The organism is Yersinia artesiana, from assembly GCF_902726545.1.
GTDB lineage: Bacteria > Pseudomonadota > Gammaproteobacteria > Enterobacterales > Enterobacteriaceae > Yersinia > Yersinia artesiana.
In genome coordinates this window covers 1-15,539 of sequence record NZ_CACVAD010000015.1, presented here as the reverse complement: position 1 = coordinate 15,539, position 15,539 = coordinate 1, and the positions used below count along the sequence as shown (strand labels likewise).

Genomic DNA, 15,539 nt, shown 5'->3' with positions numbered 1-15,539 from the left:
TACCTTTATACTAAAAATAGTATTTGGTATTCATCCGTTTTAAAAACTAACAAATGATTCACTGCCCATTTAATGCAGCAGTGCCAACGATTCTGAAGTATTCGTCATTTTACCCATCACAAAAGCCAAATTTGCGGCTGCGACCAAAGATGCGGCATGCGCGTCAGTGCTCATTTGCTGTGCATTCAATAACCCATTAGCAGCCTCGTTGGCGACCGTTATGGTGCCGACACCATTGCGATAAGACTCCAGTGCGGCGTCATAGGTAATAAACGAGGTTTTCACCAGAGTTAATGCCGCCTGATTAGCTTCCAGCGCAGAGCGCAAGGTATCTGCTGCGACGACAATTTCACGCACCGCCAATTCTTGCGTTTTCTTAAACCCTTCGGCAGCAACCGCAGCTCGAGATTCCGCCTCTTTCACCCGCGCGGCACGTATCCCTCCATCGTAAAGAGGAACACTGACACCGACTAAAATACTGGAAGATGAAGTTTGTGGGCTAATACCCGGCAGGCCCTGAATATCAAAATGCCCATCACCGCTTGCTACCGCCCCGGCCAGATAGACTTTCGGCAAGAAATCAGCTTCTGTTGCTTTGATACCCGCTTTAGCCGCCTCGACCGCCGCATAGCTGGCTAACACATCTGGCCGCTGGGAGAGTGCCAGTCGAATCATCTGTTCGGTTGGTGCGCTCATCCCATCCGGTAAAGCACGATCTTCGGCATAAGCGACTTTAATATCCAATGACGGAGAAACTCCCATTGCGCTCAATAATGCCTGATAAGCATCACGTTCAGTACCCTTAGCCACCACACGACGTAACTCAGACTGTGCAACCTGCTGGCGTGCCAGTGCCACTTCAACTGTCGTCGCGATACCATTTTTGCGCCGTTCCTCGGCAGCATCCTGAATTTTAAGGCTATTTTTCAGTGTTTGCTCTGCTATCTGGCGCTGAGTTTGTGCAGCACCATATTGGAAATATGTGCGAGTGACATCATAGATTAGCTTCTGGTGCATACCATTAAAGGTCACATTGGCGGCATAAGAAGTCTGTTTAGCGGCATCAAGCAACGCGCTGCGCTGACCAAAATCAAAAATAAGCCACTGTAATGCCAAGGCAGGAACCACCGCACTCCCGCTGGTTTTCAAATCCTTTTCGTTGCCGATGGCATAAGGTAAAGGCGTGGTCGTACGCTGGTAACCGCCAATCACACTGGCAGAAATTATCGGTAAAAATATCGCTTCCCCCATTCCGACCGCCAGTGCTGCCTGTCGTGCTTGTTGCCAGGCAATGCGGGTATCCGGATTCTGACTCTGAGCGATATCAATCAATTCAGGTAACGAATAAGTATGCTCGCTTTTTATGCTGGGCGGTGCGGCTAATTCCGCCACCAGCGGATTCGGCGGCACAGTATAGTTACCACTCCCTATGGCGGCATTCCCATCAGCCGTCCAGGGGGTGGTATAAGATGCCGGTGCAAGATCCAAGCGATCAGTGGCACAACCGGCGACCAACATGCTCAGACTCAATACCGAGCCAGTCAGGCTTTTTTTGGCTATCCGGGCCATCAATACAGCGTGCGTCATCATGTCATTCAATTCCCAGAAGTTCCTCAAGCCGCTTTATGCGTTGTTGAATAGTCAGATCAATCGGCGATGCTCCCTGCCGTGATGATTCGCTATTCACTCCTTGCTCATCCGATAATGTCGCGGCACTGCTACCTGTCGAGAGCCGACGTAGTTGTGCCACATCAGAGGCCGATTTTTCCGTCGGAAGAAACAGCACCGGGCACAACTTACCCATCTCTGCCAGTATGGCCTGTAAGCGCGCGCACTCTTCTCGCGAGGGGCGTAATTGCGCGGGTTCAAAGGGGATCAGCACCAACTCTTCTTGCGCGCTGGTGATCTCCGCCTCGACAGTTGTAGCTTCTCTTAGCGCCGCAGGTCGGGCATCGGGTGCTAATGTGGCCAGGTTTGTCAGCCCCTTCAAGGCCTGACTAATATGGACCTGAACCGCATCTACAATCGCCACCGGCCACAGTCGGGTGAAAATCAAATACACCACCAGATTACCCAGCAAAATACCCAGCACCCTATCCAGAGCTACGCCCAAATCGGTACTTGGCCCGAAGCCTTGCAAGACCGTCAGCAGGAAAGCCAGCCCAACCTGTACACCGGCATAAGCAATACGTTCACTGCCACATGACACCCAGGCGGCCAAGAGAATGCAACCAAACACCAGCGCCATCAATTGCCCGATATCGTTCATATGAGGAATGATGAAGATAATCGACAGCACTCCCATCAATGCCCCGATCAGACAACCAATAATCCGCAAGACCAGCTTATGTACCGTCTCACCGGTGGTGCCCAATGCAGCAACATAACAAGTGATCATGGCGGTATGAATGTCTTGCCAATCCAGCGCGGTGTAAATCAGATAACAAATCAGCGCCGCTGCGGTAGTTTTCAGCGCGAACTGCTGATGAACAGGGTTGGTTAGGGCGTCTGCGGCAAAGAAGGTGGATTTCGGGGCATTCAGGTCTTGCCCATTATCGGCAGTTGCCAGTGCAGTCAGCGCGTTTCTGATTTCATTAATTTCATCGCTGGGATCGTCAATGGCGAAGTGAGGGGTAAGCGCAAGATTGCCAGCAGCAATCGCCTGCGCCGCGTCATCACAGTAAGCCGCCAGCTCAAGGCGCGCATTCTCCGCTGAAGTCGCAGGTAAAGCCGAAGTAGCCAACAGTAACCGGTAACTGCTTTTTACTGCACTTTCAAGCCAGGCCGCCTCAGCCGAGGGGCGCAGATGAAAGATACGCACAAAAAGCGCCCGTTGTTGATGCTCATTTTGCCCTTCTTGCAGCAATTCCTTAACCCTATCCATAGTGGCAGCATCAGGTTGACGCAATGCCTCGGCCACCGCCAATAATCGCTCAGATAGGCTGTCGCGCAATAAGCGCTGTGGCATGCGGCCAAAGAAAAGGTTAAAAACAATCAGCAGCAGCATTGGGGAAACAGCCATTAGCCAGGCATACAGCAGCCCCCGCGTAGCCACTTCTCCCATGGGGATATTGCTCAGTAACGTCATGACAAAAGCAATCACCAACGCAATAATGCTGCCGACCGGGCCGAGCTTACTGGCAGAGCCGAGATAGAGAAACAAAAATGAGCTGACAATCAAGGCGGCCATGCGCAGTGGCGCGGCTTCCAATGTGAAGTGGATAAGCAGAAATACCAAGCCGACAACCAGTGACACCAATATGGTGATCGCAACCGCCATCACCATGCTCTCGACGCCATCAGGTTTCATCACGAAAATAATGAGATAACAGCTAATCGCGGATTCTGGAATGCCATATATCATGGCAATCATCGCCATCAATGCACAGAGCGCAGCAACACGCCACGCCTGAGCCACCCTGCCTGGGAAATAGGCTAAATCAACTTTTGCCTGACGGATTATGCCGCCAAGCGTACCGTCAGCAACCCTCGTCATTTCGCACGATAACCACAGCAGTCGCCCCGATTCGCATCAGGTCCTCCGGCGGTTTTTCCAGACTAATCCTGACAGGGAAACGCTGCACAACACGCACCCAATTTAATGATTTCGGCACATAAGGCAGGCCACGCGGGATATTCAACATATCTTCAGAACTTACGCCCCAACCAATCCCCTCGACTCGCCCCTGAATCGCGCGCTGTCTGTCCGCCATAACATAGACGGTGGCGCAATCACCCACCTTGATATGCTTCAACTCCGTTTCGCGGAAAAATGCCGCAGCATGCCAGTGTTCGGTATTAATAAGCGTAAAAATAGCCTGATCCGGGACGACAAACTCCCCGGCAGAGACAGTTAACCCGACAACCCGGCCATCATGGGGCGCACGGATTTGCGTATTCGCCAGTTCCCGTTCGGCAATAGCCAGTGCCGCGCGGCGCGCCACCACCAGCGCTTCCGAGGCGGCGGTGCTGCTGACCAACGCCTCAGCGGCAAATGACTGTTTTAATGCCTGTTTTAGGCTGACTTCAGCATCATGTTTCGCCGTAGCGGCATCATCTACCTGCTGGGCGGTAACATAGCCTTTGGGGAGTAGCGGTTGTAAGCGAGCCAACGTCTGAGTGGCTAATTTGAGATTGGCTTGCGCCCGAACAATCTGTTCATTGGTAATGGCTGCGTTGGACTGCTCTGCGACCACAGTGCGTTGCTGGGTATCGCGGGCAGCTTCTGCCATTTTCAACTCAGCCTGCGCTTGCTCGACTTGCAAACGGTAGAGATCCGGCTCAATGGAAAACAACAAATCGCCACGCCGCACTTTGCTGTTTTCCTCAACATTAATTGAGATAATACGACCTGGAACTGAGCTGGCAATATGCACCACACTAGCCCCCAGTTCCGCATCCTCCGACAATGGATTCAGTGTGGTCTGCCGCACCGACAGCCAGCCAAAAATCACGGCGGCAACAATGATAATGCCAGCAACAATGAGTGCCAGTTGCCGCTTACGCTCACTCCCTGGTAGTTTATTCATATTTATTATTCATCGCGTAAACAGTAATAGGGAACAGATGAATGCCACAGCAAGCGCCAGGCAGACATACACCAATAGCCGCCATGGCAGCACCTCATCAATACCAACGCGAATAAACAGAACACGAGCAATCACCGCAGCGATTATCCCGATAAAAGCGCAAGCCATCCAGGAAGGAAAATAGGAACCCACTAGTGAAAATGAGGGAGCCTCGGTACCGGAGCAACCACTCAGGGCGATAGCCGATAACAGAACCCATGGCCCACGCCACAATCTTTGTTTTGCCGAACTTAAAAACGCGAAGAAAAACCGCTGCTGCTTCCTGATGGAAGTCATATTATTCATTGAACAACCTCAATTAATACGCGGAACCCCACCTGAAGGCAGGGTTTGCCATCATAAAAACCGCTAATGATCACTTCCCAGCGTGTTTTTGAAAATTTGCCCATCTTTCATAATGACTCTAAATGCTTTATCTGGCTGGGCTACGAGTTGGATATCATCGAGCGGATTACCATCAACCAGAATCAGGTCAGCCAGCGCACCATTTGCCACTACACCCAATTTTCCTGGATACGGGTTTCTCGGGCCAGAGAATGCACAAAGTTCAGCGTTAACACTGGTCGCCATTTTGAGAATTTCAGGTGGTGAATACCACCGCGTCAACTTGGCTAATTGCGCCCCTTGCCGGGTTGCTAGTCGGGCATCAAACAGCGTGTCAGTGCCCCATGCTGTCTTGATATTGTATTTTTTCGCCAACATATAAGCAGTATCTGTCCCAGCCACCATTTCAAGTTGCTTGGCTCGTGACGCCGGGCTTGGCGTTGGCACTGCATCTTCATCATCAAGGAAAGGCTGCAAGCTCCACCAGATGCCTTTTTCCGCCATTAACTGAACGGTTTTCTCATCCAACAACTGACCATGTTCAATACACTTAACTCCGCCTGTGATAGCCATAGTAACAGCGCGGGGGGTGTAGGCATGGACAGTCACATAGGTGCCCCAGTTTTCAGCTGCGGTGACTGCGGCCTGGATTTCTGCTACAGAACCTTCCGTCACATCAATGGAATCATACATGGAGCTGACACCACCACCGGCCATATATTTGAGTTGCGAAGCACCTCGCATGAGTTGTTCTCTGGCGCGCAAGAGTACCTGATCAGCGCCGTCGGCAATCGCCGTCATCCCGACTCGCTCGGCGTAACTTAAGGGATCTGATGGGGTATGTGGCAATTCACCCAGCAAGCGAAAATCACCGTGTCCACCGGTTTGAGTGATAAATGCACCCGAAGGGAAAATTCGTGGGCCAATAGCGACATGTTCATCAATGGCTCGTTTCAAGCCAAAAACCGGCCCGCCCATATCACGTACCGTGGTGAAGCCGCGCATTAAGGTGGCATCAGCTTCAGCAATGGCCAGCGCCTGAATATAGTTAAAATCTGCCGTCATGGCGGTCATCATTGACGGGCGAGCCATAATGGCGTGCCAGTGAGCATCAATCAGCCCCGGCATTAATACGCCACCACCGCCATCAATTAGCTCCACATCTGGTGAAAGTGGCGTATCCGCAGGCTCTACCGCCTTTATTTTGTTACCTTCCACTAATACTCGCAGCCCGTCTCGTAGTTGGTCTGAAACACCATCAAAGACACGAACATTAATAAAAGCCATCACGCGTACCGCATTAGCGGCAACATCTCTTTTTTGCGATTTTGCTCCCGGTACTGCCGCCGCAACCGTTGCCGCAGTAATAGGGGCTGATTGCGTCGCTTTTTGGGAAAATACCGTATTGATGCGAATGAATGCTGGGCTATTACAGAGGCAACCTTCGCCATGAGTATGGGGGAGCTGAATCAATGGCATATGAGACATAAAGTTCTCCTTAATGAACAGTCCCCCAATAAATAATCAGAGGGCGCGCTGTCGATCATAGAACAAATTTTGTCGTAACAGCTTATTTTTGTGATAAAAATTAACCAGAAATAGTGATATAGCTCTTATCCTAAGCTGACAAAGCGATTTGGATATATTATTTAGTATTAAACTGTTCATGCTTATATCGTTGAGTTGGGGCCGTGATGTCGAAGGTAACGAAAATACTGCTAGTAGAAGATGATCACCGCCTGGCCACTTTAATCGCTGAATTTTTAGCTAAACAGCTGTTCGAAGTAAAAGTGATTAGCCGTGGCGATACCGTCGCTGATTATGTGAGAAATAACACTATTGATTTGATTCTACTGGATATTATGCTACCAGGCATGAATGGGCTTGATGTTTGCAAGGTTATCCGCGAGTTTTACCACGGCCCGATTATAATGATCACTGCTTTAGGGGAGAGTCTGGATGAAATATTGGGGCTTGAGCTAGGTGCCGATGATTATGTGATTAAACCCATTGAGCCACGGGTATTACTGGCAAGAGTCCGTGCACAATTACGTCGATTCACTCAGCCATTAAACAGTCTTCAAAACGCCACACTACATACAACGGAATCAACAAATCTGATCTTTGGTCAACTGACAATTGCCCCCGCCTCTCGAACTGTCACTTTATATGAACAAGATATTCCGATGACAACAGCAGAATTTGATGTGCTGCTGCTACTGGCTAAAGATGCAGGTAAGGTATTGAGTCGGGATGAATTGTTGCTAGGTTTAAAAGGCATCGATTTTGATGGTGTTGATCGCACAATTGATATTCATATTTCCCGATTACGCCGGAAACTCGATGATGACCTTGATATTCCCAACAGGATTAAAACCCTAAGAAGTAAAGGCTATCTATTTAACAGTCATGGCTGGGACTGATTGAGACTGCAGATTATGAAAATAAAATTTACGCCACGGTTTCGTGTATTTCTGCGGTTTTACTTGTTTTGGTTATTAGCCGCTTTAGCTCTTTATTACTCGGTGCTGGTTATCCGGAACCAGGTGACGCAAACCCTCACTCATATGATTCAATATCAGATGATGCAGAAAACCCTCGCCAGTATTGAGGAGCATATGCGAATGCAACCACCACAAAACTGGCACGAAGACGTGCAAAAAATGAACAGTTTATTTTCTTTTCCACTGAGCATAGAAAAGACCTCTAACTTGAAAAATCGTATGAATAAAGAGGACTATCAAACTTTGCTCCAAGATGGAGGGCTTTTTGTTCATGACGGCTTTATCTATAAAAGCATCAAAGGCACTGATGAGGTTTTGCTGATTGGCCCTATTATCGCCACCTTAAATGATAATTCTGAGGGCATATCAGGCTACGAAATACAGCTTTTATTGTTTGAGTGGGGCGGAACCATCATATTAAGTTTTATTTTTTCCTATATATGGCTAAGACCAGTATGGAACAGTGTCAACAATTTGCGTAGCACTGCACAGGCATTAAGCGCCGGCGATCTCACTGCACGCGCATCGCCCAAACAGTCTTATCTGGTTAGGCCGATAGCCTCGGCGCTCAATAGCATGGCCGCAAAAGTTCAACAGTTTGTCGCCTTGCGACAAGAAATGAGCCACACGATGGCCCATGAACTCCGAACCCCGATTGCACGCATTCGCTTTCATTTAGCGAACTATCTCGACCATCATTCAGACAAAGGCGATGTTTCTGATATTAATCGGGTTTATCAAGAACTGGATGAAGTAGAAACACTGATTTCAATGGCATTGAATTATGCACGTTTTGAGAGCGGTAGCGTTCGCATTCATCCACGCAAACAATACGCATCAACATGGTTAGAAGAACAGGTAAAAATATCCCATCTCAGCGACCGGAGAATCGATGTAAAACTCCGAGTCAGTGATGACTTGGGTTGGATAGAGATTGATCCTCAGGTCATGCCTTATGTTACGCAAAACCTGCTCAGTAATGCTAAAAAGTATGCCAGAAAAAATATTTATCTGAGTGCTGAGCGGGTGGGAGAACGTTTATTTATCGTAGTTGAAGATGATGGGCGTGGTATTAATCAGGCCGATTATAAAAAGATATTTTTACCGTTTTATCGAGGTAAAGTTGATGAAGAAGCGGGAATCAGTGGCTTTGGTTTAGGTCTATCGATTGCCCAACAGGTCGCTCATTTGCATGGCGGTAGTCTCAGTGTTACTCGCTCTGAGGAGCTAGGAGGAGCGAAATTTACTCTGGAGTTCCCCTGTAAATATCGCCCTCCTGCGACCACCTGATACGTTGGCTATAAATATAAAATTAGAGTCACGAACACTCATTTTATTTCAGATAATTAAATTTTAAAATAACACGATAGGGCTGGTTTATCTCCAGCCCTATTTTATTACGCCGGTAGCAAGCGAAAACCGGACTTTTACAATTGGTAACAGGTTGTACAAAACCTAACACTCAGGCAACTAAACTACCGAACATAGAATAAAAACAACCTCTAATATAGCGGCATAAACTGAATGCACAGACAGCAAAAAAATATTAACGTCTACTTAATAATAGTCAATATTTTATTATTTCAAGCAATAAAATAGTCGTTAGGTTTAATAACTCACAATAAGAATTAATCTGTCGCTTTCATAGAAATCATAACCTATTAAAGGGGCTACAATATGAATATTGCATTAGTAGATAGTTCGCCATTAGCAGTATTGGGATTAGAGCATGGGCTGAAAGAAAAAAATCTTGATATCAACGTGGTAAGCATCTCTGATAATTTTAAACAATTAGAACATGACTTAAGCCATAAAAAGATAGATATCGTTTTTCTCGGGATTTTAGTTGTAGATGACAAACCATTTCATAGCATAAAACAGGTTTATCAACTCAAAAAACGTTGGCCCGATATTAAATTCGCGCTCTATACCGATATCAATAGTGTTAGTGTGTTACGGTATCTGTCATATATGCAGATGGACGCGATATTATCGCGCAGTGATTGCTTAAATAATTTACAGAATAATATCATTGAGATCAGCAAAGGAGAATTTTTTTGCAATAATAACTATAATGGGGAATTAACGAAAAATACGATTGGGCGTAATTCGACGAACCGGATGATGACCAATAATGAAATTGAGATTCTTGACAGAGTTTCACTCGGTGAATCAGTTTCTGAGATTGCTGTTCAGTCTCAACGTAGTATCAAAACTGTCAGTAACCATAAACGTAATGCCATGAGTAAGCTAGGGATAGAAACAGATTTAGAGCTTTATTTATTTGTATTGAGTGTGCTCGGAAAGATTCCGGTTTACGCCAATGAGCGCAAATTTGCTCTATCCTGAAGATTATATAGGCAGCCCTCACTATAGATATTACTGGTTTTTTACACCAAGAGTATTCCTACGATGTTTGTAGACATTTCAGATTATTGATTAAGAATGCAATAAATATTAATCGTATTTCTATCTGGGAATAGTCATTGATTTTGAAGTATTGAGTCAAATAAAAATAGAAGATTGGGGTAATGATCTAATGATAGAGCATAAATAAGCATAGAACACTAATACAATAGCCAGTAACGATCAATTAAGTCGATAAAATCGGCATTTACCAGATAAAAAGATCATGTATATTGTTTTAGCAGCGAATCAGGATTGTTTTTTAATGCTTGTAGACATGGTAATGATGGTCAGTAGCCTTCACTATTAGATAGTCACGCATTACATATTTCCCGTGCATTTTAATATTAATTTACCTCTAGAAATTAATATTTATCTTTAACAAAAACAGAAGCATAGCAATATAACTCACCATGTTTTATCAAAATTTTTCAGTTTAAAAACTTGGCCCAGTGCCATAAAACTGACGCGTTACCAATATTGGCACCGTCTACTTCCATTAAGTTATTTAAATAAAGGTTATCTTATGTCTCTTTTCAATAAAACATTATTAGCAGCAACTATTTTCTCTACTTTTGCATTTACTACCCAGGCAGCTGATGGCGGTTCTGGTACCGTGACTTTCACCGGTTCGATTATTGATTCGCCTTGCTCAATTAAACCAGAATCAGGTGATCAGACTGTTGATTTGGGACAGATCTCTTCAGCTACATTAGCGAATAAAGGCACTTCTACGCCACGTAATTTCAGTATTGAACTGGAAAAATGTGATATCACCACGATGAAAAACGTCGCTATTACCTTTACCGGTTCTTCTGACAATGTTGATACTGCATTACTGGGAATTACCGGTACTGCTAAAGGCGCAGGTGTGGTCATTACCGATGGTAGTGGTTCAACTATCAAACTGGGTCAAGCCTCAGCCGCTCGTGTACTGGGTACCGGCAACAACACCCTGATATATTCCGCATATCTGCAAGGCAACAGCGCTACTGTCGGTAGCATCGTCCCTGGTGAATTCACCAGCGTAGCTAACTTCACTTTAGCTTATAACTAATTATCGCGAAAAGCATACGGCATTGTTCGTATGCTTTTTCCCCAGAAAATATAAAAATCGATATTTGTTCAGAAGTCAGAATTATCCAAGTCAGGGCGGTTTCATGCTGCGGTTTATTTTTTCCTGGCTTATCAGTAATCATATTTAATTTAGGTTTTTCATTTACCTCTTTGCCAGGCCATTTGATAACTAATTCGGTTGTTTATATGAATATCCCAATGAACCATCTTAAGACAATTTATAAAACTATAATTGCCTCGTCATTGATGGGACTCATTGGGGCAGCAAATGCTGTTGAATTCAATATGGATGTTATGGATGCAGAAGATAAACAAAACATCAATTTATCGCGTTTCACTGCCTCCGATTATATTATGCCAGGGCAATACTTGTTAATAATCAATGTTAATCAACACAATTTGCCTGAGCAAATAGTACCTTTCATGCCACGCGAAGGCAGACCTGATAGCAGTGAACCCTGCCTTGCACCGGCTGTGATTAAGCAATTTGGTCTGAAACCAGAAGTATTAAGCAAGGTGATGTATTGGCATCAGGATCAATGTGCAGATCTCAGTGCATTGGAAGGTATGGTGACGAAAACTGACCTCGCCGCAGGGGTGCTTTACATCACCATCCCACAGACCTGGCTCGAATATATCGATGCTAATTGGGTGCCCCCGTCCCGCTGGGATGACGGTATCCCAGGGCTAATGCTGGATTACAACCTGAATACCTTACTGAGTAAACCCAATCAAGGGGATACCACACGTAATGCCAGTTTGAACGGCACCACCGGTTTGAACTATGGCCCGTGGCGACTGCGCGGGGATTATCAAGGCAATTATAGCCATACCAGCGGCAATAATAGCCAGCAACAGAGCCAATTTGACTGGAGCCGGATTTATGCTTTTCGGGCCATACGCTCATTAGCCGCCACGTTAACCATGGGGGAGAACTATTTCTCTTCTGATATTTTTAACACTTTTCGTTATGCCGGCCTGAGTTTGGCCAGCGATGAGAAAATGTTGCCGCCCAATTTACGTGGCTATGCACCAGAAGTTAGCGGAATTGCACGGACCAACGCCAAAGTTACCGTAAGTCAGCAAGGGCACTTGATCTATCAGACCACTGTGCCATCTGGGCCTTTTCGAATTCAGGATTTGAATAGCTCAGTCAGTGGGCTGTTGGATGTCAAAGTAGAAGAACAAGACGGTAGCGTACAGACCTTTCAGGTGAATACCGCCACCATCCCCTATCTGACTCGCCCAGGCGCCATTCGCTATAAAACGGCAGTTGGTCGCCCATCAACTCTGGGTCATGGCCTTGAAGGCCCGGCCTTTGCCAGCAGTGAATTGTCTTGGGGGATCAGTAACAGTTGGTCGTTATATGGCGGCGCAATTATTGCCGGTGATTATAACGCGTTATCTATGGGCCTTGGCCGCGACTTGTATGCTTTTGGCGCACTGTCGGCCGATATTACTCAATCTTATGCCACAAATTTGCCACAACAAGCGACGCAACAAGGTAAATCTTTCCGGTTGAGTTATGCCAAACGCTTTGACCAGTTTGACAGCGAGGTTACCTTTGCCGGTTACCGCTTCTCAGAGCGCGAGTTCATGACCATGGACCAATATCTGAACAACCGTTATAGAGACGATATCGCGGGTTCGGACAAAGAGATGTACACCATTACGGCGAATAAAAACTTCCCCGATGCACGGGTCAGTTTATATCTTTCGTACAACCATCAGACCTATTGGGATCAGCAAGCGGCGGATAACTATAACCTGACTCTCAGCCAATATTTTGATGCGCTGTCGCTGAAAGAGTTGTCCGTTAATGTTTCGGCCAGCCGCAGTAAGAATAATGGCATTAATGATGATGCCATTTATTTGAGCCTGTCAGTTCCATTAGGAAATAGACAAAGCATCAGTTATAGCGGGCAACACAGAAATAACAGTTATAACCAAACCGTCAGTTACATGAATAACAATGCGCAAGATAGCAGCTACAGATTAGCGGCTGGTTTGAATAGCCAACAGGATAATGGCACCAAAGGTCAATTCAGCGGTTTTTATAACCAGCGCAACAGTATCGCAGAGATGAGTGTTAACGCCGCCTACGCACAGGACAGTTATACCTCCTACGGCTTATCTGCCAGAGGCGGGGCAACTCTGACCACCAAGGGCGCAGCCTTGCACCGCGGTGGCAGCAGCGGCGGTACCCGCTTAATGGTGGATACCGATGGCGTGTCAGGAGTTCCCATTGAAGGACAGAACTTACGTTCAAATGCTTTCGGCATTGCTGTTGTGAATGATATGAGCAGCTATTACCGCACTGATACTCGCATTGATATCAATCAGTTAGATGAAGATATCGAAGCCCGTCAGTCAGCAGTCGAAAGCTCATTAACCGAAGGCGCTATTGGTTATCGCCGTTTTAGCATGATGAAAGGCGCGAAAATCATGGCCACATTGCGGCGGGATGATGGTAGTTATCCCCCGTTTGGTGGCAGCGTATTCAACGCCAAAGGCCAGGAATTGGCGATTGTCAGTGATGATGGATTTGCTTATCTGAGTGGTGTTCAGCCAGGTGAGACACTGGATGTGGCATGGAATGGCAGCACACAATGTCAGGTGAATATTCCTGAGAAATTACAGGCGCAGACGCATTTATTACTGCCCTGCCAGCTCATTAAATAGGTAAAGGCAAAGATGAAAAATATAAACAAAATCGCTCTATTTTGCACATTCGTACTGAGTGCTCAGGCAGCAAATGCGGCCATTGCATTAGACCGTACCCGCGTGATTTATAACGGTCAAAATAAGTCAGTCAGCCTGAATATCAGCAATGAAAATAAAGAATTACCCTATCTCGCCCAATCATGGATTGAAGACAGTGATGGCAAGAAAATCACCACACCATTAGTGGTCACCCCGCCAGTCCAGCGAATTGAGCCAGGTGCGAAAAGTGCCGTCAGAATTTCCGCCATGCCCGAAGCGCTGAAATTACCACAGGATCGCGAGTCGCTGTTTTATTTCAATTTGCGGGAAATCCCACCACGTAGCGAAAAGCCTAACGTGATGCAAATTGCGTTACAAACCAAAATCAAGCTGTTCTATCGCCCGCAAGCTATTACGCCAAAATCAGGTGATATCTGGCAACAGCAAGTGGTATTACACAAAACAGCTCAGGGCTACCGGGTTGACAATCCGACGCCTTATTACCTGACCATTATCGGTTTAGTTAATAAAGGCACGGTATTAACCGGAGAAGAACCATCCACCATGGTGGCACCGAAGTCCAGCAGCGAACTGAAATCGGCTCATTTTAGCCAGCCGGTACTGACTTATATTGATGATTTTGGTGGCCGCCCGTCACTGACGTTCAGTTGTCAGGGCACGACTTGTCAAACCGCGAAATCGGCAGGATAACAGATGAAGAGACTAAACCGAGCAACAGCAGCTTACCGTCGGTTATGCGCAATGGTCTGCACATTGTTACTCACAATAACTTATATCGGGCAGAGTCAGGCCGTGATTGTGACTGCCAGCTGTAAACCCGGCCCCATAACTGCCGGGCCTTACATTATTTCGGCTATGCCCACCAATTTAACCGACGGTTTTGTGATAGCAAAACGAGTGATGACTACCTCATTTACCTATAACAAGACAGGGACGGCAGCTGACCAATTAATCGTTGGCGGTTGGTATACTCAGGGGACAATGAATAGCACTCATAAAACTACCCCGGTGTTGGGGGCAAGCGGTATCGGTTTTCGTATGACCAATATGGGCAGTATCGGTGACGCGTCAGTCAACACAACCGCGTTCAATACGTTAAATAGCCGGACGGTGCAAACCGCTGGTAGTAATTTAATAGCAACCGAGACTTGGTTACAGGAGTTTGTGGTCACCAATGCCAAAACCTATAACGGTGGCAAAATAACCGGCATTTCTGGGGCCATGCTGAATATTATTTTTGGTAATATCAATACCTGGAATGATAAGAATCTACTGCCAGGCGGTAGTCGCTGTACTGCTTTTCATGTTTTGATGAACCAAGATATTATCGCCCCAGAAGGCGGCGGTAATATTCTGCCTGAATTACCGCCACCAGCTAACCCAACTTGTGATTTAGGTGGCGTCAATATCGAGGTGGGCTTACCGGAAGCAGAATCATCCACATTACTCAAAGAAGGAGATATCAGCGGCGGTAAGTCATTTAGCATCCCGCTGGGAAATTGCGGTAAAGATGCGAAACCCTATATCACCTTTACGGACAGTAATAACAAATCTAATCGCACCAATATATTATCATTATCACCAAGTAGCACCGCTAAAGGCGTTGGTATTGTGCTGGAGAAAAGTGATAGCAGCCTGGTGCAGTTAGGGGCGCAAAATACCACCGTGAGTAGCAGTAATGTCGGCCAATTTTTGGTGGGAACCTCAATATCTGAGGGTGGCTCCGTTCCTTTAAACCTAACCGCAAAATATATTCGCACCAAAGGTGAATTAGGCACGGGCGGTGTTAAAGCCGATGCGATATTTACCGTGGCTTATCCTTAAAACATTATGCCATCTTTTATTATTATCTTGATAGATATTTATCGTATTGGGTCAGTTATTTATTAATATATTGTCATTTACTCCATAGAAA

General features: G+C 46.3%; 12 protein-coding genes. 7 read left to right on the top strand and 5 right to left on the bottom strand.

What is annotated here, in order from left to right:
- Positions 1-69 precede the first annotated feature (69 nt).
- The 5 genes from HU019_RS06785 to HU019_RS06765 form a co-directional block, all read right to left on the bottom strand.
- A complete protein-coding gene (locus HU019_RS06785) occupies positions 70-1,590 on the bottom strand; it encodes a TolC family protein (protein WP_174847835.1) in 1,521 nt (506 codons plus the stop codon).
- A 1-nt stretch (position 1,591) separates the two neighbouring features.
- On the bottom strand, positions 1,592-3,496 hold the full coding sequence (locus HU019_RS06780; protein ID WP_174847836.1) for an FUSC family protein: 1,905 nt from the start codon (positions 3,494-3,496) through the stop codon (positions 1,592-1,594).
- Complete coding sequence (gene mdtN, locus HU019_RS06775) at positions 3,480-4,529, bottom strand: multidrug transporter subunit MdtN (protein ID WP_174847837.1); 1,050 nt, start codon at positions 4,527-4,529, stop codon at positions 3,480-3,482. The genes HU019_RS06780 and mdtN overlap by 17 nt, the downstream gene beginning before the upstream one ends.
- A 9-nt stretch (positions 4,530-4,538) precedes the next feature.
- Positions 4,539-4,874, bottom strand: a complete 336-nt coding sequence (locus HU019_RS06770) for a YtcA family lipoprotein (protein ID WP_174847838.1) — start codon at positions 4,872-4,874, stop codon at positions 4,539-4,541.
- Positions 4,875-4,937: 63 nt separating this feature from the next.
- The gene (locus tag HU019_RS06765; protein ID WP_174847839.1) at positions 4,938-6,401 is read right to left on the bottom strand and encodes a metal-dependent hydrolase family protein; all 1,464 of its coding nucleotides are present in this window, start codon (positions 6,399-6,401) and stop codon (positions 4,938-4,940) included.
- Between the two features lie 206 nt (positions 6,402-6,607).
- Between HU019_RS06765 and HU019_RS06760 the strand changes: the two genes are divergently transcribed.
- The 7 genes from HU019_RS06760 to HU019_RS06730 all read left to right on the top strand — a co-directional run bounded on the left by HU019_RS06760 (position 6,608) and on the right by HU019_RS06730 (position 15,448).
- Positions 6,608-7,336 (top strand): response regulator, encoded by a 729-nt coding sequence (locus tag HU019_RS06760; protein ID WP_174847840.1) that lies wholly within the window; start codon positions 6,608-6,610, stop codon positions 7,334-7,336.
- A 15-nt stretch (positions 7,337-7,351) separates the two neighbouring features.
- Entirely contained in the window at positions 7,352-8,707 is a 1,356-nt protein-coding gene (locus HU019_RS06755) for an ATP-binding protein (RefSeq protein ID WP_174847841.1), read from the top strand.
- A 387-nt stretch (positions 8,708-9,094) separates the two neighbouring features.
- The gene (locus tag HU019_RS06750; protein WP_174847842.1) at positions 9,095-9,766 is read left to right on the top strand and encodes a response regulator transcription factor; all 672 of its coding nucleotides are present in this window, start codon (positions 9,095-9,097) and stop codon (positions 9,764-9,766) included.
- A 583-nt stretch (positions 9,767-10,349) separates the two neighbouring features.
- Positions 10,350-10,880, top strand: a complete 531-nt coding sequence (locus HU019_RS06745) for a fimbrial protein (RefSeq protein WP_174847843.1) — start codon at positions 10,350-10,352, stop codon at positions 10,878-10,880.
- Between the two features lie 218 nt (positions 10,881-11,098).
- Positions 11,099-13,582: a fimbria/pilus outer membrane usher protein gene (locus HU019_RS06740; RefSeq protein ID WP_174847844.1), complete on the top strand. Its 2,484-nt coding sequence runs from the start codon at positions 11,099-11,101 to the stop codon at positions 13,580-13,582.
- A 12-nt stretch (positions 13,583-13,594) separates the two neighbouring features.
- Positions 13,595-14,314 (top strand): fimbria/pilus periplasmic chaperone, encoded by a 720-nt coding sequence (locus HU019_RS06735; RefSeq protein WP_174847845.1) that lies wholly within the window; start codon positions 13,595-13,597, stop codon positions 14,312-14,314.
- Between the two features lie 3 nt (positions 14,315-14,317).
- On the top strand, positions 14,318-15,448 hold the full coding sequence (locus tag HU019_RS06730; RefSeq protein ID WP_174847846.1) for a fimbrial protein: 1,131 nt from the start codon (positions 14,318-14,320) through the stop codon (positions 15,446-15,448).
- The last annotated feature ends 91 nt before the right edge of the window (positions 15,449-15,539 follow it).

Coding starts and splice junctions, on each gene's coding strand:
- HU019_RS06750 (WP_174847842.1), top strand. CDS start 9,095: ATGAATATTGCATTAGTAGATAGTTCGCCATTAGCAGTATTGGGATTA.
- HU019_RS06730 (WP_174847846.1), top strand. CDS start 14,318: ATGAAGAGACTAAACCGAGCAACAGCAGCTTACCGTCGGTTATGCGCA.
- HU019_RS06785 (WP_174847835.1), bottom strand. CDS start 1,590: ATGATGACGCACGCTGTATTGATGGCCCGGATAGCCAAAAAAAGCCTG.
- HU019_RS06760 (WP_174847840.1), top strand. CDS start 6,608: ATGTCGAAGGTAACGAAAATACTGCTAGTAGAAGATGATCACCGCCTG.
- HU019_RS06755 (WP_174847841.1), top strand. CDS start 7,352: ATGAAAATAAAATTTACGCCACGGTTTCGTGTATTTCTGCGGTTTTAC.
- HU019_RS06770 (WP_174847838.1), bottom strand. CDS start 4,874: ATGAATAATATGACTTCCATCAGGAAGCAGCAGCGGTTTTTCTTCGCG.
- HU019_RS06780 (WP_174847836.1), bottom strand. CDS start 3,496: ATGACGAGGGTTGCTGACGGTACGCTTGGCGGCATAATCCGTCAGGCA.
- HU019_RS06745 (WP_174847843.1), top strand. CDS start 10,350: ATGTCTCTTTTCAATAAAACATTATTAGCAGCAACTATTTTCTCTACT.
- mdtN (WP_174847837.1), bottom strand. CDS start 4,529: ATGAATAAACTACCAGGGAGTGAGCGTAAGCGGCAACTGGCACTCATT.
- HU019_RS06740 (WP_174847844.1), top strand. CDS start 11,099: ATGAACCATCTTAAGACAATTTATAAAACTATAATTGCCTCGTCATTG.
- HU019_RS06765 (WP_174847839.1), bottom strand. CDS start 6,401: ATGTCTCATATGCCATTGATTCAGCTCCCCCATACTCATGGCGAAGGT.
- HU019_RS06735 (WP_174847845.1), top strand. CDS start 13,595: ATGAAAAATATAAACAAAATCGCTCTATTTTGCACATTCGTACTGAGT.